The organism is uncultured Cyclobacterium sp. (assembly GCF_963977555.1).
GTDB lineage: Bacteria > Bacteroidota > Bacteroidia > Cytophagales > Cyclobacteriaceae > Cyclobacterium.
This window is the reverse complement of record NZ_CAXBPD010000001.1, coordinates 560,124-582,692: the sequence shown is the minus strand read 5'-3', so window position 1 is coordinate 582,692 and position 22,569 is coordinate 560,124. Positions and strand designations below refer to the sequence as shown.

General features: G+C 36.2%; 21 protein-coding genes. 15 read left to right on the top strand and 6 right to left on the bottom strand.

Translation table 11 applies throughout. From position 1 onward, the window contains the following. Positions 1 to 152 precede the first annotated feature (152 nt). From AAC073_RS02140 to AAC073_RS02115, 6 genes are all read left to right on the top strand, one after another. Positions 153 to 1,514 carry a HAMP domain-containing sensor histidine kinase gene (locus AAC073_RS02140; protein ID WP_339922182.1) on the top strand — a complete coding sequence of 454 codons (1,362 nt, stop codon included), beginning with the start codon at positions 153 to 155 and terminating at the stop codon, positions 1,512 to 1,514. A 36-nt stretch (positions 1,515 to 1,550) separates the two neighbouring features. Further along, on the top strand, positions 1,551 to 2,729 hold the full coding sequence (locus tag AAC073_RS02135) for an ATP-binding protein (protein WP_339922181.1): 1,179 nt from the start codon (positions 1,551 to 1,553) through the stop codon (positions 2,727 to 2,729). A gap of 6 nt (positions 2,730 to 2,735) precedes the next feature. Then, positions 2,736 to 3,374: an ABC transporter ATP-binding protein gene (locus AAC073_RS02130; protein WP_339922180.1), complete on the top strand. Its 639-nt coding sequence runs from the start codon at positions 2,736 to 2,738 to the stop codon at positions 3,372 to 3,374. Next, positions 3,371 to 4,591 (top strand): FtsX-like permease family protein, encoded by a 1,221-nt coding sequence (locus tag AAC073_RS02125; RefSeq protein WP_339922179.1) that lies wholly within the window; start codon positions 3,371 to 3,373, stop codon positions 4,589 to 4,591. Before AAC073_RS02130 ends, AAC073_RS02125 begins: the two co-directional genes overlap by 4 nt. 13 nt (positions 4,592 to 4,604) lie before the next feature. Continuing rightward, positions 4,605 to 5,030 (top strand): hypothetical protein, encoded by a 426-nt coding sequence (locus AAC073_RS02120; protein WP_339922178.1) that lies wholly within the window; start codon positions 4,605 to 4,607, stop codon positions 5,028 to 5,030. A 241-nt stretch (positions 5,031 to 5,271) separates the two neighbouring features. Next, complete coding sequence (locus AAC073_RS02115; RefSeq protein WP_339922177.1) at positions 5,272 to 5,691, top strand: hypothetical protein; 420 nt, start codon at positions 5,272 to 5,274, stop codon at positions 5,689 to 5,691. Positions 5,692 to 5,697: 6 nt separating this feature from the next. Here AAC073_RS02115 and AAC073_RS02110 read toward each other — a convergent pair whose 3' ends face one another. The 3 genes from AAC073_RS02110 to AAC073_RS02100 are packed head-to-tail and all read right to left on the bottom strand — an operon-like array spanning position 5,698 to position 7,353. Further along, positions 5,698 to 6,132 carry a cytochrome c gene (locus AAC073_RS02110; protein ID WP_339922176.1) on the bottom strand — a complete coding sequence of 145 codons (435 nt, stop codon included), beginning with the start codon at positions 6,130 to 6,132 and terminating at the stop codon, positions 5,698 to 5,700. After that, entirely contained in the window at positions 6,113 to 6,781 is a 669-nt protein-coding gene (locus AAC073_RS02105; RefSeq protein ID WP_339922175.1) for an SCO family protein, read from the bottom strand. Before AAC073_RS02105 ends, AAC073_RS02110 begins: the two co-directional genes overlap by 20 nt. A gap of 35 nt (positions 6,782 to 6,816) precedes the next feature. Further along, positions 6,817 to 7,353 (bottom strand): CopD family protein, encoded by a 537-nt coding sequence (locus AAC073_RS02100; protein WP_339922174.1) that lies wholly within the window; start codon positions 7,351 to 7,353, stop codon positions 6,817 to 6,819. Between the two features lie 49 nt (positions 7,354 to 7,402). Between AAC073_RS02100 and AAC073_RS02095 the strand changes: the two genes are divergently transcribed. Continuing rightward, positions 7,403 to 7,813, top strand: a complete 411-nt coding sequence (locus tag AAC073_RS02095; RefSeq protein WP_339922173.1) for a hypothetical protein — start codon at positions 7,403 to 7,405, stop codon at positions 7,811 to 7,813. 34 nt (positions 7,814 to 7,847) lie between these two features. On the opposite strand, the gene dnaA is transcribed toward AAC073_RS02095, so the two are convergent. After that, positions 7,848 to 9,272 carry a chromosomal replication initiator protein DnaA gene (dnaA, locus tag AAC073_RS02090; RefSeq protein ID WP_339922172.1) on the bottom strand — a complete coding sequence of 475 codons (1,425 nt, stop codon included), beginning with the start codon at positions 9,270 to 9,272 and terminating at the stop codon, positions 7,848 to 7,850. Between the two features lie 460 nt (positions 9,273 to 9,732). On the opposite strand from dnaA, the gene AAC073_RS02085 reads away from it, so the two are divergent. From AAC073_RS02085 to AAC073_RS02075, 3 genes are all read left to right on the top strand, one after another. Then, positions 9,733 to 11,607 (top strand): TIGR00341 family protein, encoded by a 1,875-nt coding sequence (locus AAC073_RS02085; RefSeq protein ID WP_339922171.1) that lies wholly within the window; start codon positions 9,733 to 9,735, stop codon positions 11,605 to 11,607. A 371-nt stretch (positions 11,608 to 11,978) separates the two neighbouring features. Then, complete coding sequence (locus AAC073_RS02080) at positions 11,979 to 12,416, top strand: OsmC family protein (RefSeq protein ID WP_339922170.1); 438 nt, start codon at positions 11,979 to 11,981, stop codon at positions 12,414 to 12,416. 147 nt (positions 12,417 to 12,563) lie between these two features. Next, positions 12,564 to 13,112 carry a CPBP family intramembrane glutamic endopeptidase gene (locus tag AAC073_RS02075; protein WP_339922169.1) on the top strand — a complete coding sequence of 183 codons (549 nt, stop codon included), beginning with the start codon at positions 12,564 to 12,566 and terminating at the stop codon, positions 13,110 to 13,112. Positions 13,113 to 13,165: 53 nt separating this feature from the next. Here the strand turns inward: AAC073_RS02075 and AAC073_RS02070 are convergent, their stop codons facing one another. Beyond that, complete coding sequence (locus tag AAC073_RS02070; RefSeq protein WP_339922168.1) at positions 13,166 to 15,064, bottom strand: family 20 glycosylhydrolase; 1,899 nt, start codon at positions 15,062 to 15,064, stop codon at positions 13,166 to 13,168. 149 nt (positions 15,065 to 15,213) lie between these two features. After that, entirely contained in the window at positions 15,214 to 16,161 is a 948-nt protein-coding gene (locus AAC073_RS02065; RefSeq protein WP_339922167.1) for a metallophosphoesterase, read from the bottom strand. 597 nt (positions 16,162 to 16,758) lie between these two features. Here AAC073_RS02065 and AAC073_RS02060 point away from each other — a divergent pair. The 5 genes from AAC073_RS02060 to cysQ all read left to right on the top strand — a co-directional run bounded on the left by AAC073_RS02060 (position 16,759) and on the right by cysQ (position 22,341). Continuing rightward, positions 16,759 to 18,516, top strand: coding sequence for an SLC13 family permease (locus AAC073_RS02060; protein WP_339922166.1), 1,758 nt, complete (start codon positions 16,759 to 16,761; stop codon positions 18,514 to 18,516). Between the two features lie 36 nt (positions 18,517 to 18,552). Continuing rightward, a complete protein-coding gene (cysC, locus tag AAC073_RS02055) occupies positions 18,553 to 19,146 on the top strand; it encodes an adenylyl-sulfate kinase (RefSeq protein ID WP_339922165.1) in 594 nt (197 codons plus the stop codon). Between the two features lies 1 nt (position 19,147). Then, positions 19,148 to 20,053, top strand: a complete 906-nt coding sequence (gene cysD / locus AAC073_RS02050) for a sulfate adenylyltransferase subunit CysD (protein WP_339922164.1) — start codon at positions 19,148 to 19,150, stop codon at positions 20,051 to 20,053. A 143-nt stretch (positions 20,054 to 20,196) separates the two neighbouring features. Then, positions 20,197 to 21,456: a GTP-binding protein gene (locus tag AAC073_RS02045; protein WP_339922163.1), complete on the top strand. Its 1,260-nt coding sequence runs from the start codon at positions 20,197 to 20,199 to the stop codon at positions 21,454 to 21,456. A 129-nt stretch (positions 21,457 to 21,585) separates the two neighbouring features. Continuing rightward, positions 21,586 to 22,341 (top strand): 3'(2'),5'-bisphosphate nucleotidase CysQ, encoded by a 756-nt coding sequence (cysQ, locus tag AAC073_RS02040; protein ID WP_339922162.1) that lies wholly within the window; start codon positions 21,586 to 21,588, stop codon positions 22,339 to 22,341. Positions 22,342 to 22,569: the final 228 nt, after the last annotated feature.

The window sequence follows — 22,569 nt, the reverse complement described above, 5'->3', positions numbered from 1 at the left end:
AATCAAAAATTCCGAGAGCAGGTAACTAACTTGAATGAAATGGATCGAAACCTAAATAATTGTAGGTTAAACTTTTAAAGTTATGGTTTTTGGTGACCTGCAAGCTTTTTATAAAATTTAAGTAAATCGTTCCTTTCTAGGGATGGGAAATTATGGAAAGTTCCAGAAATAAAAAGGCTTATTCGAAAAAGCCACCTTCAGACAAAAAGCAATTAGTCATAATGGCTGCATTGGCTGTTTATCCTGAATCAGGTTCTGATCCACTCGTGGTTGAAATTCCACTGTACAATCAATTTTGGTTTTTGCTGATAGCGGTCATCTTTCTACTCGCTATTATTTGTGGTATTTGTGTTTTCGTTCGTCAAACAAGGGATAGAGGAATTCTAAGAAATACGCTTCAAAAGAAAAACATAGAAATAGCTCAAAGGGAAGATCGATTTAAGTTTGTTTGGAACAATTCCCAAGATGGCTTGTTGCTTTCGGTTTTAGGGGGGAAAGTATTGGCAGCTAATCCATCCCTTTGCTCAATGGGAAATGTTACTGAAGAATTGCTTCAAGAAAATGGTTTGCAGTATTTATTTCGAAATACTGACACCTATGAAACTGTAAAAACTGAGATCTCTGAGAAATTAAAACATAATGATGACATTAAGGTCGTAAGAGAAATTGTGATGCCGCTTAGCTCCGGTAATAAAGAGATTGAAGTTTCAATCTCTAAGATGAAGGAAAGTTTTGAAGGCAAAGCTATGTTTCTAAATGTTTTTCGGGATATTTCAAAGAAAAAAGCTTATGAAAAGGGGTTGAAAATTGCCAAAGAAAAAGCGGAAGAAGTGAGTCATATGAAAAGCAATATTATCTCTAATATGAGCCATGAAATTCGAACGCCATTAAATGGAATACTTGGCAGTACTGAATACATTATCCAAACAAGATCTGAGGACAAAGAACTTTTAGAGCACCTGGATATTATAAAAGAAAGTGGTGAGCGACTACTTCATACCATTACTAATTTCCTAGACCTGTCCTCTTTAGAATCAGATGAGGTAAATATTGTTTTAGAAAATACCAATGTCAATGATTTTATTTCAAAAATATTGATAAATCATAAATCCATAGGAATAAAAAAAGGTATCTTAGTCACTTCAAAATTTTTAACAAAACCGTTTGAAACAGCTATTGAGCGGAAATACCTTCAGATTATCGTTAATAATATAGTAGGGAATTCAGTTAAATATTCCGAAACTGGGTTGATTCAGGTTGTCGTAGAGAAAATTGATAACCATTTGGTCATAAAAGTTCATGATCAAGGTATAGGTATTAGTAAGGATTACTTGGATAAATTGTTTTTTCCATTTGAACAAGAGAGTAAAGGTTTTAACCGTAAATTTGAAGGTTCAGGCTTAGGTTTAGCTATTACCAAGCATTTAATTGAAAAATTAAATGGGCAAATACAAGTGGAAAGTGAAAAGGGAAATGGTACTTTAGTAAGAATTTCATTACCACTTTGTATTTAGACTATTTTAGGCACGTTATTATTTAATTTTATAAGTATGTTTTCTCTTAAAATACTAATAACCGAAGACGATACCGTTTCGGCACTTTTATTAAAAAAAGCTCTTGAAAAGAATCACCACCAAATTATTGGGATGGCTGATTCTGGCGAGATGGCTTTGGAAATTCTAGAAAATAACCATGCAGACATCGTCATGATGGATATTAATCTTTCTGGGAAGTTGGATGGTATTAAGACCACTGAAATTATTAATGAAAAATATAATATTCCTGTAGTTTACCTAACTGCAAGTTCCGATAGCGAAACCCTGCAAAAGGTAGCCGTTACCAACCCAAGTGCCTATGTCATTAAACCATTTAATATAAGAGAATTAAATATGGTTATTGAATTGGCCATTTTTAAAGATAAAAAAGAAAAAGAACTACAAAGTTTAAACAATGAGCTTGAGGAGAAGGTCAAAAAAAGAACCGCAGACCTCAATGAAGCCAATAAAGAGCTTCAAAAAGCACTTGAAAAGGAAAGAGAGCTTAGCGAATTAAAATCGAGAATTGTACAAAATGTATCTCATGGTTTTAAGACCCCTTTGACTTCCATATTAAGCTCTGCACAGTTACTAAAATTGTATGCTGAAAAAGAGCATCCTTTTAAAGCCAAATTGGTCAAGCATGCCAATAAAATTGAAAACTCTGTACGAAACCTAAATAGTTTATTGACCAGTGTCCTGTTTTTCGGCAAAGCCGATGCAGATAAAATGAATTATAAACCCGTAAGGATTTATACCTCTGCATTTCTTAATGAGGTGGTGGATATGGTAAAGGCAGGAATAGACAATGATGTTAAGATCAATGTGGAATTTGAAAAACTTCCTAAAATGATCACCTCCGATATGGATTTGTTATACCAAATTCTAGAAAATTTATTGTCCAATGCCGTAAAATATTCCAAAGATGGAGGTTCGGTTTACTTCAAAGTTAGACATGAAAATGACACGCTATTTTTACATATTAAAGATGAAGGTATAGGCATTAATTTGGCTGAGCAATCTCAGCTTTTTGACCGGTTTTTTAGGGCCAAGAATGTGGGGTTGAGGGAAGGTTCTGGTTTAGGTTTATCCATTGTCAAAAAGTGCATAGAGGTCGTCGGTGGGAAAATAAACTTTAAAAGCAAGGTCAATAAAGGAACAGAATTTAGTTTGGAGATTCCAGCAAAAAAATAACTGTGAATGATTACAGTAAAAGGTGTCCAATTTTCATATGGAAATCAGCCTAAAATAAATATTCCTGACATTGAATTAAATCGTGGAGATGAGCTATTGGTTTTAGGAAAATCAGGATCGGGAAAAACTACTTTTTTAAATATTTTAGCAGGCTTACTTGCTCCACAGCTTGGTGAGATTTTGATCGATGGTGTTTCTCTTTACAAGCTTAAGGGGCATAAATTAGATGAATTTAGAGGAAGCAATATTGGGATAATATTTCAAAAACCGCACCTTCTTTCACCCTTAACGGTTGCTGAAAATATAGCGCTACCTTATTTTTTCGCCAAGAAGGCATCGGCCAATAAGGTCCTGTTTTATTTGGAAGAATTGGGGATTCTTGACAAGCAACATGCCCCCATTCAAACTTTGAGTGAAGGCGAGGCTCAAAGGGTTTCTATTGCCAGGGCTTTAGTAAATGAGCCTAAAATTATTTTAGCTGACGAACCTACGGCAAGTCTGGACGATGAAAATGCAGAGCTAGTGGTGAATTTACTTAAGCGACAAGCGAAAAAACTTCATGCAAGCCTAATAATTGTCACTCATGACCACCGGATTAAAAATCACATAGACCGTCGTATCATCATAAACCCAAGCGGCTTATGAATATTTTTAAGTTGAGTTGGAAATACTTGATGGCTAAACCGCTGAGTACAGGCTTAAATATCCTCCTTCTTGCCCTGGGTTTATCGATCATAACTGTTTTACTGTTAATAGAGGATCAGTTCGAAAACAAAATGAGCAGAGATGCTGCAGGAATTGATCTTGTCATAGGCGCCAAAGGGAGTCCTTTGCAACTGGTGCTCTCCTCAGTTTACCATATAGATTTCCCCACTGGTAATATTCCATTGGATGAAGCTAAAGCTGTCTCCAGAAATCGCCTTGTAAAAAAAGCCATCCCAATGGGGCTTGGTGACAATTATGAAGGTTTCAGAATTGTCGGTTCCAATCATGAGTACCTCGAGCTCTACAAGGTGAATTTTAATACAGGAAAAGCATGGACCAAGCCCTTTGAAGTAGTTCTGGGTAGTAAAGTTGCCATGGATAAAGGTTTTAAAGTAGGGGATACCTTTGTGGGTTCTCACGGTATCGCTTCTGCTAGCCATGAACACGATGAACACCCCTATGTTGTGGTAGGAGTTTTGGCTCCTTCTTACAATGTAATTGACCAGCTTATTCTTACTAGTATTGAGTCTATTTGGTATTCACATGACGATGCTTACGACCCAATGGAACTGGAGCAGGAAGTTGCAAAAAGAGGCTTTCCTAAAACGGATGAAAGCAGAGAAGTAACTACTGTTCTGGTTGCTTACCGAAATCCTATAGCTGCGATACAACTTCCTCGAATGGTTAATGCTAGAACTTCCTTGCAGGCTGCTTCACCAAGTTTCGAAATTGCGAGACTTTATGAATTGCTTGGAATTGGAATATCCCTTATTCAGGGACTGGCCTTGGTTATTACATTTATTGCTGGATTAGGAATATTTATCGCATTATTTAATTCTTTAAAGGAAAGAAAATACGACTTGGCAATTATGCGGGCTATTGGAGCCGCTAAAAGCCAATTATTTCTTTTGATACTTTTGGAAGGCGTAATTCTCACTTTTATGGGAGCAGTTATAGGATTGTTTTTTGGACACCTTTTTATCTATATTTTGGTTATAACAAATGAGCAAGGTGTGATTTCAGGACTTACCCCTTTTGTAATAGTGGAAAAAGAGTGGTGGGTAATTGCATATGCATTGTTTGTAGGTATTCTTGCTTCTATTCTACCAGCATGGAATGCTTATCGTACTGATATTGCTGGACAACTTACCAGGTAAAATTTAAGAGCGTATGAGGTATTTATTATTAGTGATTGGACTCATTTCATTTTCTGCCATTGGACAACAGGAAAACGTTTGGAAAAACTTATCCTATGTCACTTATGAAATCGGAGAAGATGATTTTGGGGAATTGTACATGCCGGTTTTTGGAGAGAAAACCCTTGAAATGGAAGGCAAAGAGATCATGGCAGATGGTTATATTATTCCCTTTGAAGGTATGTTTAAACCTGAGCACATAATACTTTCTTCCCTTCCTTTAGCAGAATGTTTTTTCTGTGGTTCTGGAGGACCAGAAACTGTTATGGAAGTGATGCTAAAAGAACCTGTTAAGTACACCTCTAAAAAGGTAAAAGTTAGAGGTAAATTAGTACTAAATACTAAGGATCCAGAAAAATTAATGTACATCCTGAAGGAAGCCCAACTAATCAGCACTTAATAATGGGTGAACAATTTATGGCTTCAAAATTGATGCCTTGGATTCTCTGGATCATTGAAGAAGGATGGGGTTTATTTGGTAAAAATAACCTTATTTTTAATTGTATTCGGTGTGTTTAAGTAGCGAATAGGTAAGGGGCTAAAATTACAGTGTTAAATTTTTTTTGTCGCATTATTTTTTTAACATTTGAATTTATTTGCCAAAAGGCAAAAATAGATAACGATAATTTCCTTTATAAGTCATGAAAAAGATATCATTTGTTTTGTTGGTTTTGCTTAGTGTTTCAATTTTTTCTTGTGGAAATAAGAAAAGTCAAAACGAATTATTGCAAGAGCAGGTTATTCTAGTTCATGATGAAGTAATGCCCAAAATTGGCAGCTTGAAATCTCATCAAGAAAAATTAAATGAAAAAGCTGAAAGTCTTGAGAAATCAGAAGAATCAGCGGACTCCCAAACACAAATAGCGGATTTGAGAGCTGCTGCTGAGAATTGCGAAAGGGCCTATGACGAAATGTTCATTTGGATGCGTCAATATGAAATAGACCTTGAAAAAATGTCAGATGAAGAAGCTGAGATTTACTTAAAGGACCAGCTTGTAAAGGTTGAAAAAGTCAAAGATTTAATTCTACATGCTTTAGAAAAAAGTGAGACTTTGTTATAAATTTTGTTATTGATTAAGGGCTTTGTTTACTTTCTCAGGCGTAATAAGCCCATAATCATTTCCCCAGATATTATAAATATAAGTACCTATTTGAGCGATTTCAAGCGGTGTCAAATTATTGTTTTCAGGCATTGGCTGATTGTATTCCACATTATTTACGATAATACTACCTTTAAGGCCTTTTCTAATAATATAGAGAGTTCTATTTACGTCAGTCATCATATAATCTGCTTGCCTAAGGGGAGGAATGAGTCTGTTTAAACCTGTCCCATCTTCTTGATGGCAATTGCTACAATGCTGCAGATAAAGTTGTTGACCTTGAATGGCATATTGCCTGGTTTTTAGGTCATCTATTCCATTAATACCTTCCTGATCGTTAGAATCCGCACTACCACAGCTAGTGAAAATTATCAATAATAAGCTACCTATTGCTGATTTCATGGTTTTTTCCTAGTAATTTGGGAATGTCTTTAATAAGAAGGTTTACCTGAGTTTCTTTCGTTCCATCATAAACCCCTCTTATTCTTCCTTCCTGGTCAATTAATACAAAAGCACCGGAATGCAAGAAGCCGCCAGGTTCATTTTTATCATCCATAGCTGTGGTAAGGTAACTTGTTTGACCAATTTCAAATATTCTCTCCTGTTCTCCAGTTAAAAAATTCCAGGTACTTGCATCTTCAATGCCAAGCCTAAGTGAATAATCTTTCAAAAGTGCTTGCGTATCATATTCTGGATCTATTGTATGACTCATAATCATGAAATCCGGATCATCTTTATAGGCTTCAAAAACCCTCAACATTTGTTTTTTCATAATTGGACAAATAGTAGGGCAGCTCGTAAAAAAGAAATCAGCAACATATACCTTACCTTTTACATCGGCGTTGGTTACTTTTTTTCCATCTTGATTTGTGAAACTGAAATCTGCTATGCTGTGATAGACAGTGTCAGTTGTCGGCTTACCGTCCACTATTTTTTCCTCCACATGGCGATTACCTAAGATTGGCAAAGCGTCATTACTTGAATTAGATCGGCAGGAATATAGCGTTGAAACGCTTAATACGAGTAAGCAGAAATAAAGTGATCGAAGCATTATTTTTTAATTATTATGACGTTGTAAGGGCTTGATTAGTTCCTTTCCCGTATTTTTTTATACCACTTTGTAGCTAGCATTAATGTAATGCCTAGCAAAACCAAACCAGTGATTCCCCACAGCATATTTATTAAGCTTTTGAGCACGATTAAAAAAACAATGGCAAATAATAACAGTGTTGCTATTTCATTCCAGAGCCTAAGTTTGGAGCTATTCCAAACGGGAGCTCCTTTTTGTAAGGATTTAAAAATGTAATGACAGCGAAAATGATAAATGTAAAGCAACAATACAAAAACAAGCTTGGCATGCATAAAAGGCATGGATAAATAGCCTGGATTGTAATACAAAACCCATGAGCCAAAAATAAGTGTCAACACAGCAGATGGCCAAGTAATAATGTACCAAAGCCTACTGGCCATTATATCCAATTGAGGTTTCAATATGTTTTTCTCCATTTCAGGCCGATCCAAAGCTTCTGTTTGGTAAATAAAGAGCCTTACGATATAGAATAATCCAGCGAACCAGGTGACAACGAAAATTATATGTAAGGCTTTAATGTATTCGAATGCCATTCTTGCTATTTTTGGCTAAATTAATGGATTCTGATCGTTATTGAGACATATGAAATCAAAAAATATAATATATCTACTTACTTTTCTTGTTGGTGCACTTGTTCTTACCATCCTGTTCCAGAGTTTAAGTCAACCAGGGATAAAAGACCTTAAAGGAAATTACAAAGAAATGGCTGTTTACAGAAATGAAAACAATACAGGACCTGTGATAAGAATTTTCGCAGTGTTTACTGAGGGTAAAGATTGGGAAGACATGCGTGCCTATGGGGAATATATGCCACATACTAAATATGGGAATACCAAGGTGTTCTTTTTTGACCAGCCAATAGATGACTTTGATTTGTCTCCTAATCCACCTTACTTTAAAGAGGTTTTTCAAGAATCGTGCATTGGTAGTTATGAAAAAACTGCCATGGGACAAGCAAGTTTTAAAAAATACCCTTTCATTGAATCCAATTGAAACTTCATAAGGAAGATATTATTGGATTCGTCAATTAATAAGACCTGATTTTAAATTGTTTTTTCTGCTCAAGTACTGCATTTCTAAAAGAGACTTCAGTTTCCATTAAGTCGTTGACTGCCTGAACAGCATGAATAACTGTACTATGGTCTCTTCCGCCGAAATGGTACCCAATTGATTTGAGCGAGTGGTTGGTAAATTCTTTGCTAAAGTACATGGCTACTTGCCTTGCAATCACAATTTCCTTTTTACGTGTTTTGGCTTTAAGGTTTTCTAACTTAATCCCATAATATTCAGCACAGGATTTTTGAATAAATTCTATGCTTACCTCAGTTTCAATATCCTTTACGATATTCTTCATAATTGTCTTGGCCAATTCAAGACTTATTTCAACCCTGCTTAATGAGGCATGGGCAATTAATGAAATCATTACCCCTTCCAATTCCCTTACATTAGTATCTACCGTATAAGCAAGGTATTCAATGACATTGTCAGGGATATCTATACCTTCAGACTGCATTTTTTTTCTTATAATCGCTATTCTTGTTTCGAAATCAGGCATTTGCAAATCTGCAGTCAATCCCCATTTGAAACGCGACAATAGTCGATCTTCTAAGCCCATCAAATCCTTTGGCGCACAATCAGAGGTCATGATGATCTGCTTTTTGTTTTGGTGAAGGTGGTTAAATATGTGGAAAAACATTTCCTGAGTTCTTCCCTTACCTGCCAAAAACTGAATGTCATCAATAATCAATACGTCTACTTGCATGTAGAAATTGGTGAAGGACTTGATGTTTCCATCCTTAATGCCGTCCATGAACTGGTTGACAAACTTCTCTGAAGAAACATAGAGGACAAACTTCTCCTCCGGACCATTTTTGATTTCATTGCCAATGGCCTGTACCAGGTGTGTTTTGCCTAAACCTACGCCACCATAAACCATCAATGGATTAAAAGAAGTAATGCCTGGTTTATTGGCTACTGCAAATCCTGCAGATCGAGCAAGACGATTACAATCGCCTTCTATAAATGAACCGAAAGTATAATTTGAGTTTAGATTGGATTGCAGGGTGGTTTGCTCATCCAAACTTGAAAGATCAAAGGGACTATGGGCAGATGCCAGGTTTTCCTTTTTCTTGGCAGCAGCCGAGCTATTGGCACCCTGTGGGTAGCTCACCATATAGGGTTGGTTTTGAGAGTTACCTTTATCTACTACTACCGCATATTCTAATTTTCCATTGGCCCCTAAAATAGTTTTTATTGCTAGTTTTAAAACTTCGACATAATTGTCTTCCAACCACTCATAAAAGAACTGGCTTGGAACTTGAATCGTGAGTACAGAACCATCGATTCGTGCAGGAATTATAGGCTTGAACCAAGTCGAAAAACTCTGTTCATTGACGTGTTTTTCGACCACCCGCAAACATTCAGTCCATATAGCATTTGCCTCTGAATTCATTGAATTTCTTTTAACGAAAGTTGAAAAATCGTGAATACTCCTTTATTAGGGGGTAACAAAACTGAGGAAAATTATCTTAAATAAAAAATGTCTTTTTACTTGATTTTTTTACTTTATGGGTACATTGTCAGATCAGGCAGATTTTGATTTTTTTTTATTTGAAAAATTAAAAAACTTCCTTGTTTAACAATAAGCTAATTTGGGACTATTGATTAATTTTAGATGCATTTTTGTTTTTTAAAACGCCTCAGGTTTGGTTCTCTATCTTTACGAAGAGCTGCTATTAATGGAATAAAAAAATGTTTAACTCATAAAAACTATTTTGGTTAATAACCTCAATTTTTTAGAGCCGGGTTTTTAAAATTGAAAACACGCTTAGCAGTATTTTCTGACTTGTTTAAATTATAGTGTATTGGTTAATGGGTATAAATTGGAAGATTAAAATTTTAAAAGATATTTGATGAAAAGCAGAATACTTATTTATGATGACAAGGTAGAAGATCAGGTTCAAAAATCAATTGTTCCAGCTTTTGGAACTGAGTTAAAAGCTATTCTGCCGTTTTCCTATGATATAAATGAGCGTTTACAGGAAGGTGATCAAATAATTACTTTTCTTTCTGATGAACAATTGAAGTCTTTTCTAATTGTAGCTTTGGACAAGGGGTTTGAATTGGCACTATTGCCACACCCTAAAATGGATAATGGAATTAAGGGTTTCGGAATAAAGGAGGACATTGAAGAAAATATAAATCATATTTTACTTGATGAGAAGCTTGCCAAAGTGGATTTGCTGGAAGCGAATGGAGTACCCGTTTTCAATACCATAATTATAGGTGAATCATTGAGTTTAATGAGCGGATCTATAGCCAGATTTGGTTGGCAAAGATTTTGGCAAAGATTAAGTTATTTCTTTAAGCTTTTTTTTAACACGAGGTTAAACAGTTTCAAAATTAAAGCAGGTGACCAGGAAGAAATTAACACGGCAGCCATAGGTTTAATTATAGTGCATCACGCCCAGAGCAGTCTTCTAAGTAAAAGGATTTTGGAACATGCTGTCATTAATGATGGAAAACTACATGCTTTTATTTTAGCACCCAAAAGTATTAGTGGCTTATTCTGGTTTGTTCTTAGCAGCTTTTTTAGAAAAAAAGGCAATACAACATTACCTCCTTTTGCTGCACATATTAAAACCTCAACGATAACAATTACTGGAGACAAGGCAATAGATTATTCCCAGGATGGAATATTATTGTCCACTGATCTATTGCAGGTTGAAGTTTGTAAAGGAGGCTTAAATATGGTGCCTGGTCAAAAATTAGACATGGAAAACAAAGGAGGAAGCGATGATGTTTTTAAAATTGAAGCCCTGCCTCGAGGAGATGTAAGAGAGGAATTACTGAAAAGAAAACTTCCTCTCATAAACCATGCAACAACTGAGGAATTTAAAGACCTATTTTCAAATCTAAGAGCCAGTTCCGTCACTTCCAGTGTTTATCTTGTGTTAATGTTTTTGGCTACCTTGATAGCTACTTTGGGTCTTTTTGGAAACTCTGCACCTGTGATCATAGGAGCCATGATCTTGGCTCCACTGATGGCTCCAATCATTTCGCTTTCCATGGGAGTCTTAAGACAGGATCGAACTTTGATCTTAAACAGTTCAAAGACCATAGGTTGGGGGGTATTACTTGGTTATATATGTGCCATTTTTATCACCTGGCTTACGCCATTAAACATTGCCAATGATGAGATTTTAGCGAGGGTACGGCCGAATTTATTGGATTTAGGTATTGCTGTTGGGTCAGGTATAGCTGGTGCTTATGCCAGTGCAAAATCAGAAATATCAAAAACCTTGGCAGGTGTGGCCATTGCTGTAGCTCTGGTGCCTCCTTTGGCAGTGTCTGGTATAGGTTTAGGCTGGATGGATTGGGATATTTTTCAAGGTGCATTTCTATTGTTTTTAACCAACCTTGCAGGCATGGTGATGGCCGCAGCAATGACTTTTTTATTCTTGGGATTTAGTCCATTTAGACTCGCAAGGCGTGGAATTCTATATTCATTAATTGTTGTTGCCTTAGTAAGTCTTCCGTTGTTTTTCGGTTTTATGGACATGGTGAGGGAAAACAACATAATTTCCAAACTAAACGGATACGCTAATAATGGGGTTATCTTGAGAGATATTTCTGTTAGAAATATCAAGCCAATAAGGCTAACTGTGAAAATTGTAGCAGATGGAACGCTCGACAAGGGGCAATTGGATATTATTAAGGATGATATTGAAAGACTGTTAGGTGAGAAGGTAGAGTTGGAAGTAACCGTGGCCCTGAAAGTCCATTGACAAAGAAATTTTGGGTTAACTGGAAGAAACTTACCTTGACTTGCTTTTACTATACAGGGATCACTGTATGTTTTGATGGTACTTCTTAGTTGTGAATCAAAGTGTATAACATGCAGATATGAGTAGATCGCATAAATTTGAAATTTTATGTGAATTAATTGAAGTGAAAAACCAGGCATAACCAGCATTGGTATTTTTGTCATGCAAGATTAATGGTGATTCTCTATTTGTGCTTAGGCATTATTTTTGATTGACTAGGTGCAATTGAACTTAAGTCCGTGGGACAAAAGGTTTAGTATTTTTGATAGATAATTAATACATTGAATATTGAAATTCAAGAACAAACTTTAAACCAATCAATACCTAAAAAGATGAAAAGAAAAGCAACAGCAATTTGGAAAGGCTCAGGAAAAGACGGTAGTGGAACCTTGTCTTCACCAAGTGGATTTTTTGACAAGTCGCCCTATAGTTTCAAGACTAGGTTTGAAAATGAGGATGGTACAAAAGGGACTAATCCAGAGGAGATGATCGCAGCCGCTCATGCCGGTTGTTTCAATATGGCATTGAGTTTTCAGATTGCTGGAGCCGATTTGGAAGCAGAAGAATTAGATACGACCGCTACAGTTACTATTGAAAAGGGTGATGCAGGCTTTGCTATCACTGGGATCGTTTTAAACTTGACAGGTAAAGTCCCTGGCATGGATGAAAAGCAGTTCACTGAATTGGCCAATGCGGCAAAAGAAGGTTGTCCGATTAGTCAAGCATTGAGTTCAGTACCTATTTCATTGAATATTACATTTAATTCTTAATTCCTTCGGAAGTAAGTTAGACTTTAAAAAGTACCAAAGAGATCTCTTTGGTACTTTTTCTTTTTTTTAAATCCCGAATTTTATAGAGGTAGCACTTTGTAATTAAGAGGCGGCAAATATTTGGGTTAAAAAAACAGACTAAGTGATATGAATAAAAAAGTGTCAATCCTTGGGTGGGCCACTCTTTTGGGCTTCGGCTTGGCAGGCCTTTCCTTGGTGTATTTTTTTCAACAAACCAGTTTGGTGGCATTATTCGTGGGACATTGGTCCATACCTAACCAGTTGTTTGCTGGACTATTGTCGGGGATTACAGGAGCATTTATTTCCTTAAAGATCATCAATGCCCCCTTTTTTAGAAAAGAGAAGCAAAAATACAATGCACTTATCAATAGTTGGCCTTGGACAATAAAAGGAATTATTTTTATTTCAATCTGTGCTGGTGTAGGAGAGGAGCTTTTGTTTAGAGCTGGGATCCAACCTTTCCTTGGTCTATGGGTAACAGCTTTTCTTTTTGTGTTTATTCATGGCTACCTTAACCCCTGGAATTGGAGGATAAGTGTGTATGGAACTGTAATGATTCTGTTTATAGCACTTATGGGCTATCTCTTCGAGAAAGCAGGAATCTTATCAGCAATGGTTGCACATGCCGTTTTTGATGCTATTCTACTTTACTGGATAGCCGTAAGAAAATCTTAGAAATTTAATTCTCTGATTTCTTACAATATTCACATATATTTTCTGGCATTTATTTATTCCAAGATTACACTAAATTCATTGCTGCTCCTGCCACCCGGAGTGATCGTAACATAGCGAAGTGTTAGTGGCTCCTGGCCTTTTCCTACAATAGGGGCTAATACAGGGTTCGTGTAAAACATAGCCGTTTGATCCGCTTTGTGTCCGTCAAAGGTGTAATAGATACTTGCATTGGCCACTTTAGGATGGATTTTTACAAGGTGTCTACCACTTTTCGCGTCTTTGCTGATTTCTACTGTAGCCTCAGGAATTCTGAAAAACACATTGTTTTGCTCAAGGGCAAGTAGTCTTTCAGGTAACCTATCTAAACTAAAGGAGTTAAAGTCTTTGTTTTCCTTCTTTTTCCAAGCTACTTCTGCCAAGGCGAATGCTCTAGGGAATAGGAAATACTCTAATTTCTTATTAGAAGGGATGTATTCTGTCCATAAATTTGCTTGAACACCCAGGACATGTTTTGATTCCTCTTCTGTAAGAACATCTGGAATCGGATGGTAACTGTAAACTTTCTCTAAAGGTAAAAACCCTCCTATGGCCAACGGTTCTGTTGATTTATCATCGCTCTGACTGTGGTCAAAATACATGTGGCTATTAGGGGTCATGATGACATCATGGCCCATTTTAGCTGCCTGAATCCCTCCTTTTTCACCCCTCCAACTCATTACAGTGGCATTTGGAGCTAGCCCTCCCTCGAGAATTTCATCCCATCCGATTAGCTTCCTTCCATTTTTATTGAGAAACGATTCTATTTGCTGTATAAAATGACTCTGGAGTTCGTGCTCATCGGCTAGATTTTCTTTTTTAATTACATTTTGAGCAATTGCTGATGTTATCCAATGGTCCTTGGGTACCTCATCACCTCCAATGTGGATGTATTCACTTGGGAAAATTTCCATTACTTCCGTAAGTACATCTTTTAAAAAAGTAAAGGCTTCAGGGGTAGGGCCAAATATATTATATTGTACCCCCCAATAACCAGGGACATTCTGGCTGATATCATTGTCATATGCATTACCATCCTCATTTACTGCAGCTATACTCCCTGTTCCTATTCCTTCAAAGGTATCAAAGCTACCAAGTTCCGGATAGGCTGCCAGAATTGCAGAACTGTGTCCAGGAAGTTCTATTTCCGGTATTACCGTTATCTTTCTCTCTGCTGCATATTTTACTATTTCTTTAGCCTCCTGCTGGGTGTAGAATCCTCCGTGAGGTTCACCATCGTAAATAAATGGCTTAAAATCATAGTATTGACCAATAATCGTGGAATCTCTCCAGGCACTTACTTGAGTAAGTTTTGGGTATTTTTTTATTTCTAAACGCCAGCCTTGATCGTCTGTAAGGTGCCAATGGAGGGTGTTTAATTTTAATTGTCCCATCAAATCAAGTATTTTTTTGATTTGGTCGGTACTAAAAAAGTGTCTTGACACATCAAGCATGATTCCTCTGTAGCCAAATGCAGGTTTGTCAGTTATTCTTAATTGGGGAACGGAAGCTTGTCCTCCATTTATTTCGATTAACTGAAAAAGAGATTGAAGTCCATAAAATATACCTTTAGAGGAGCCTTTAATAATGACCTTTGTGCTGTCAATATCTAAAGAATAACCTTCGTCATTATCTGCTAACTCCACTTCCTCAAGAATTATAGAAACTTCGTTTCGAGAAGTAGCGATTTGAATGGGTAACTGAAATCCAACTTTTGCGGCAAGCATTTCATTAAAAATAGATGCCGATTTTCTGCTTTCGTCACTCAAAGCTGCAATAATAGTCCCATGTTTTAATATCAGGTCACCCTTACCCATTTCAATAGATTCAGGTAATGGAATAATGGGGGTTTGGGCTTGGAGATTTGAGGCCAAAAGAGCGATCAATATGCTGGCAAGGAAAAAGAATCTATTCATGTGGAAAGATTTATATTGGATACGCTTTATTTAAAATAAAGTAAGTAAAGTTAAATAAAAAAATACACTAACTCAACTGTGTTAGTGTAAATATTCGAAAATTAAGGTTAGAATTTTCGACACAGGTTTATAAACCAAAAAAATTCAAATTAATTTCCTTCGATATAAAAAGGGTCAATTATAAATAAATTGGGGTTTTCAGGTGCCACTTTTATTTTTACTGAATGAATATCTTGGCTTCCAAATACCTGGACTGCGGTAAAATTAGTAATGGTTTTACCTTTATTATCCATTAAAGGTTTGGTCATCATAAAATGGTGGTGGTCACCATACAAAAGAAGAACTGGTTTGTCGAAATCTTGTACCTGTTCCCTAAGTAAGGTAACGAAGCTGGCATGTCCATTATTTTTATCCTTATTGTTATAATTTAATCCAGCATGTAAAATGAGTACGAGGCCTTTACTTTGGTTGGTTTTTGCTATTTTGAAAAGAGATTTCAACCAGAAATCATTGGCTAATTCTCTTTCATAAAATTCATCATTTATGGCATTTTCTCCACTCTGAAAGTTATTGTTAGAACCTATTACGTGCAAGGTACCAAACGTTACGCCAGATTTTTCCCATGTGGAATTTTCAGGGAATTTTTCATAACCTTCAACTTTGTTTTGTCTTGAGAGTTCAATGGGTTGATGTCCTTGGCTGAAGCTATTTGAGAAAAACAATTGCCTTAACTTATCCAATCTTTCTTCAGGATCATAGCTTCCACAAGACTCCCTGTAGCAATCTGTCCATTCATTGTCACCAGGTGTATAAATTAATGCCTCATCGAAGGTGTTGAAGTAGTCTTTTATTTTACCATAGTATTCATCAGAGCACGGAACACTTCCTGCTTTAATATCACCTACGTGGATTGTGAAAGCTGGCTTGGCCTCATTAATTTGAGTGATCATGCGGTCAAATCTTTCAAAATCTTCAGGTAACTGGTAAGGAACATCTCCAATTGCCATAAAACTAAAAGAAGTTTTGTCTTCTGGTGAACAGGAGGATAAAATTACACTTGTTACTATTGCAAAAGGTAAAAATACGAATGTTTTCATGTGCCTAAGGTAATAATTTGGCAGGTATTTACTTGAAATTATTTTTTGAAAGGTTTAGAATTTAAACTGAAAAAAGGATGATTTTAAACTTTACTTTTCTTTGGATAATATTTTTATTTCTAATAACCAGTTAGTTTTAGAAAAAATATAGCTTAATAATATTTCGTTTTTAGCGCTATTTTCCTTTTGAGAAAATTGACATCTTGCAATTATTTAATTACAATTCTTGCCTTTTTCGAAGTAAAACCATAGTTTCCCTATCAATTTGCAAGACTATTGTATTTTTCATGATTTTTGAACAAGCCTATTCATGCCATAAAGTAGGATTTATAATCATCTGAAAATTTTGAAATGACTATTTGCGCGACTACTTTTATATTTTCATTACCCATTATTTGGATCATTTGTTCAATAATAGGTGATGCTTTAAATATTTACTTCCGAAAGCACATTTTCTTTACCTTAGATAAATTTAAAATGTTTAAAACACTTAATTGCCCTCAAATATATAGTGTCGTTGAGGATTAAAATTTTTAAAATTCCCTATAAATTAAGTGGCCTGACAGGCGACGCTATGACCAACAAATTTAAATTTTAATGTTCCCATCAGGTCTGATAACCATATTGATTGTAATCCTTCTGGTAATTGTGCTGTACAAGGATCTATTGAGGCCTTCCTTTGCTTTTTTGGGAGCTGTCTTTATCCTGTTGGTATTCCAAATAATTACTCCTGATGAATTTTTGATGGGACTGGCTAATAAACAGATTATTGTTATTTTTCTGTTAATTGGTTTGACTTCAGGAATACAGCAAAATATAGGAACTGGATTTTTTTTCAAAATCTTTAGTCAAAAATTAAAGCCTGGTACATTTAGGATTCGACTCATGTTGTTGGTTAGTAGCCTCTCTGCTATTTTAAACAATACGCCGGTGGTGGCATTTATGATACCTTATGTAAAGGAATGGACCAAAACGAATAAATTTCCGGCATCAAAATTCTTAATACCCCTTTCCTATTCGACTATTTTAGGAGGGATGATCACTGTGGTAGGGACATCTACGAATTTGGTGTTGAATGGCTTAATTAGTCAGTTTGGATACCCCATGTTGGGCTTTGAGGATTTTCTTTATTTGGGTGTTTTGGTTGCCACCATAGGCATGGTCTATTTGAGTATTGCTTCTAATTATTTACTACCATCAAGGGAGGAAAATAAAAGTGAAGTGATTGATCACTTGAATGAATACTTAGTGGAGACCTATCTGCCAATGGATTCTAAAATGCATGACAAAACGGTTAAGGAGGCTGGGTTGAGACAACTTAAAGAAATTTTTCTTGCTGAAATCCGAAGAGGAAAAAAAGAAATCTCTCCTGTTGGGCCAAATGAAATTTTGCAAAAAGGCGATAAGCTATTTTTTGCGGGAAACTCCGAAGCTATTTTAAAATTAATTCAAGAGGAAAATGGCTTAAGCTTACCTGAAGATGGTCATGTCTCTAATTATGGATTCTTTCAGTTGACTGAGGCAGTGGTACCTACGTCTTCATCTTTGATAGGAATAAAAGTTAAAGACAGTGACTTTAGAAATAAATACCAAGGCTCTATTATATCCATTCATCGCAACGGTACGCAACTTAAAGGCAATATTGGTGAGACCAAGGTGCATGCAGGAGATCTATTCCTTATGTTGACAGGTAAAGATCACAATAGAAATGATTATTACAAGGATTTAATTATTGTAACATTGAGAGGAGAGATAAGTACTGATAGAGGTAACTTGAAAAGGTTGCCTTCATTATTGGCTTTGGCGGTGTTGTTTACTGGTATTATTGGGTGGATAGATCTTTTTGTGGCAGCTTTTGCAGGAATTCTTACCCTCTATCTATTTAAAGTGTTAAATTTGCAAACTTTAAAGAAAGCGGTTGATTTGGATCTTTTGTTGATTCTTGTTTGTTCGCTTTCTTTAGGTCTGGCTTTAAATAAATCAGGAGCAGCTAATGTACTGGTGAATCTATTGATTCAGTTGACTGATGGATCAGGGGTGATGGTTGCTTTGGTACTATTGTTTATCTTGACGTTAATTTTAACAAGTTTGATAACCAATGCAGCAGCGGTCTCGATTATGTTTCCAATAGCTTTGGAGTTAGGTAATCAATTAGAACAGCCTTTGACGCCTTTCTTTGTGGCAATTGCTTTTGCTGCTTCTGGAGATTTCATGACCCCTATTGGTTACCAAACCAACTTGATGGTGATGGGCCCTGGGAATTATAAGTTCAGAGATTATTTTGTTATTGGCTTTCCACTTACTTTGATTTATTCGGTAGTGGTATTATGTTTTATTAATTGGTATTACTTATAAGTTATAAAAAAGTGTGTAGTTAATTTTATTTTCCTAATGCGTGAAAACATTCATCCATCTGTATTTAAGGTACAAGCCAAACACCGGAAAAAAGCACTTAATCAGGAGCCAAAATTAATTTGGTTTACGGGACTTTCAGGTTCTGGGAAATCTACTTTGGCAAGTGCCACCGAGGATGCACTGTATAGAATGGGGTATTATACTTATCTTTTAGATGGGGACAATATTAGGACAGGATTAAATAAAGACCTTTCGTTCAGTAATGAGGATAGGATAGAAAATATTAGAAGGATTGGAGAGGTGGCTAATTTAATGTTAGACGCAGGACTAATTGTAATATCAGCATTTATTTCCCCATTTATTTCAGATCGTGAAATGATTAGGAAATTGGTCGGGGATGATAATTTTCTGGAAATTTACTTGGATTGTCCACTGAGAATATGTGAAGAAAGAGATGTAAAAGGCTTATATAAGAAAGCTAGACAGGGGCTGATTAAAGACTTAACGGGTATTGGGTCTCCTTATGAGCCTCCTGTGTCTCCTTTTGATGTGGTCCATACAGCGGAGGAAAAAATGGAAGATTCAGTAGTAAGATTGGTAAAAAAAATAAATAAAAAAATAAAAATTTGATATGGCACAATACTATTTATCTCATCTGGAGGAATTAGAGGCAGAGGCAATTTTTGTTATCAGAGAAGTTGTTTCTCAATTTGAAAAACCAGCCTTGTTATTTTCAGGAGGTAAGGATAGCATCGTTTTGGCTCATTTATCGAGAAAAGCTTTTTATCCGTCTAGGATTCCTTTTCCATTAATACATATTGATACTGGTCATAATTTCCCTGAAACTATTGCCTTCAGAGATCAATTAGTGAAGGACCTTGGCGTACAACTAATCGTTGGTTCGGTACAAAAGAGCATAGATGAAGGAAAGGTAAGGGAAGAAACCGGAGCAAACGCCAGTAGAAATGCATTGCAAACAGTCACTTTGCTGGATACTTTAGAGGAAAATAAGATAGATGCTGCCATGGGAGGTGCTAGAAGAGATGAGGAGAAGGCTCGTGCGAAAGAACGTTTTTTCTCTCATAGAGATGAATTTGGGCAGTGGGATCCTAAGAACCAAAGACCTGAGTTATGGAATCTTTTCAACGGTAAAAAGCACATGGGGGAACATTTTAGAGTTTTTCCTATTTCCAATTGGACAGAAATGGACGTTTGGCAATACATACAATCCCAAGATATCTCACTGCCTTCCTTGTATTTTTCTCATCAGAGAGATTGTGTTGTCAGAGATGGCGTAATACTGGCCAAATCGGAATTTGTTCAATTAAAACCGAACGAAGAGGTAAAGAATATGACTGTAAGATACAGAACCTGTGGGGATATGCCTATAACTGGCGCTGTAGAATCGGAGGCGGATAACCTTGATAAAATCATTGCTGAGGTGGCGACTACTAGAACAACAGAAAGAGGTACCAGGGCAGATGATAAAAGGGGAGAGACAGCCATGGAAGACAGGAAAAAGAGTGGTTATTTTTAGGTAATAACCCTATTATCCCAGCCGGTTAGAGGATATGTTTTTGATAAATAGTGTAAGTACCCCTATGGTGGAAACCCTGAATATCAGAATCAACGGCAAATTTGAGATTTATAAAAATTCTAGTGAAATAGTATACATACAATATGAGCATACAGGAAACCAATCAATTGTTAAGATTTACCACTGCGGGATCTGTTGATGATGGAAAAAGTACCTTAATAGGTAGATTGCTTTATGATTCAAAATCTATTTTTGAAGATCAGATTGAAGCGGTGAAAACTTCCAGTGAAAAGAAAGGGTTTGATTATGTAGATCTTTCTCTGCTTACAGATGGTTTGAAGTCTGAAAGAGAACAAGGGATTACTATTGATGTAGCTTACAGGTATTTTGCTACCCCTAAGCGAAAATTTATAATTGCTGATACTCCTGGTCACATACAATATACCAGGAATATGGTGACGGGAGCCTCGACCGCAAACCTTGCAATTATATTGATTGATGCAAGAAAAGGACTATTGGAGCAGACTTTTAGGCATAGCTTTATTGCTTCCTTATTGAAAATCCCACATGTCATTGTATGTGTAAATAAAATGGATTTGGTAGATTACGATGAGGAGGTTTATCAGAAAATCATTAAAAGTTATAAGGACTTTGCCAGCAAGATGGAAATCAAAGACATTCATTTTGTGCCTATTTCTGCCCTCAATGGAGACAATGTAGTGGACCGGTCGACAAGTATGAAATGGTATGAAGGACCTACTTTACTCTACCTTTTGGAAAATGTTCACATAGCGTCCGATTTCAATCATATAGATTGCCGTTTTCCTGTGCAAATGGTAATTCGACCTCATACGCATGAGCACCAGGATTTCAGAGGATATGCTGGCAGAATTGAAGGAGGAATATTCAAACCAGGGGATGAAGTGAAAGTTTTGCCTACCGGTTTTACTTCTAAAATAAAAAGCATTGAACTAAATGGAAAGCCAATTGAAGAGGCTTTTTCTCCAATGTCGGTAACCATGACATTAGAGGATGAATTGGATATCAGTAGGGGAGACATGTTAGTAAGACCCAATAACATGCCTAGCGTGTCCCAAGATATCAATGTCATGATTTGCTGGATGAGTACTAAGGCATTGGCAGGAAGGACCAAATTGTTATTAAAGCATACTACCCAAGAATGCCAGGTAATGGTAAAAGAAATTCTTTACAGAGTAAATGTCAATACACTGCATAGAGAAGAAGGTGTGGATCAAATAGGGATGAATGATATAGCGAGAATTAGTCTCCGATCTTCAAAACCTTTGTTTTTTGATTCCTATAGAAAAAACAGGCAAACGGGATCAATTATTTTAGTAGATCCAAACACCAATGAAACAGTAGCTGCAGGAATGGTGATTTAGAAAGGGTTTTATTGTATATGACTGATTTTCAGATTAATTTGAACATTATCCGTTATGATAAACGGGTAATGTTTTTTGTTTATTAACAGAATTATTTAATGTGGATAGTTTTGCTTTTACTGAATGTACATGCAGATTGACGAAAAACACCTTACTGAAATAGCTCTAGCTGCAGCCAAAGCTGCCGGACAAGAGATATTAAAAATCTATGAAAGTACCGATTTAGGTCTCAAATACAAGGCGGACGAATCCCCACTTACAAAAGCAGATTTAGCGGCGCACCAGAAAATCTCTGAATTTCTAGTGAACACCCAATTGCCTGTCCTTTCGGAAGAAGGAAAGAATATCCCTTTTAAAGAAAGAAAAGATTGGGATATTTTCTGGATGGTAGATCCTTTGGATGGTACCAAAGAGTTCGTTAAGAAAAATGGAGAATTTACTGTCAATATAGCATTGATAAAAAATGGTGTACCAGTCATGGGAGTGGTCTATGCGCCTGTTTTGGATTGGATGTATTGGGGCAATAGTCAAGGAGCTTGGAAAACCGATGAGATTGGGGCTACTATAAAGCTTTTGCATAAAGGTGATAAACTGGTAGAAACGATTGTAGCGTCCCGTTCACATTTGAGTATAGAAACACAGGAAGTTATTGACCAATATCCAGGGGCAGAGGTGATCAGTATGGGGTCTTCACTCAAATTCATGCTATTGGCAGACAATAAAGCACAACTTTACCCTCGGTTTGCCCCAACTATGGAATGGGATACTGCTGCTGCCCATGCAATCTTAAGGGCTTTAGGGTATGAGATAAAGAAAGTAACAGCCAACGAACCGTTAGCCTATAACAAAGAAAATCTATTGAACCCTTGGTTTATAGCTTCTTAATACCATAATTTGGGTAATGTATTTTTATTCACATTTGTATTAAATACATAAATTTCAATGTGAAACGAATATTTAAGCCTACAAGTATATCGTTTCCAATTATTTAAAATTTTTTGAAAAACTTCTAAAAATTAATAATATCTTTACCTAATTTTCCAGCAATAGTAGAATTAACCCAATTTTCCAGTTTTAGGATTTCAATAAAACAGAAATCAACCGAAAAGTTTA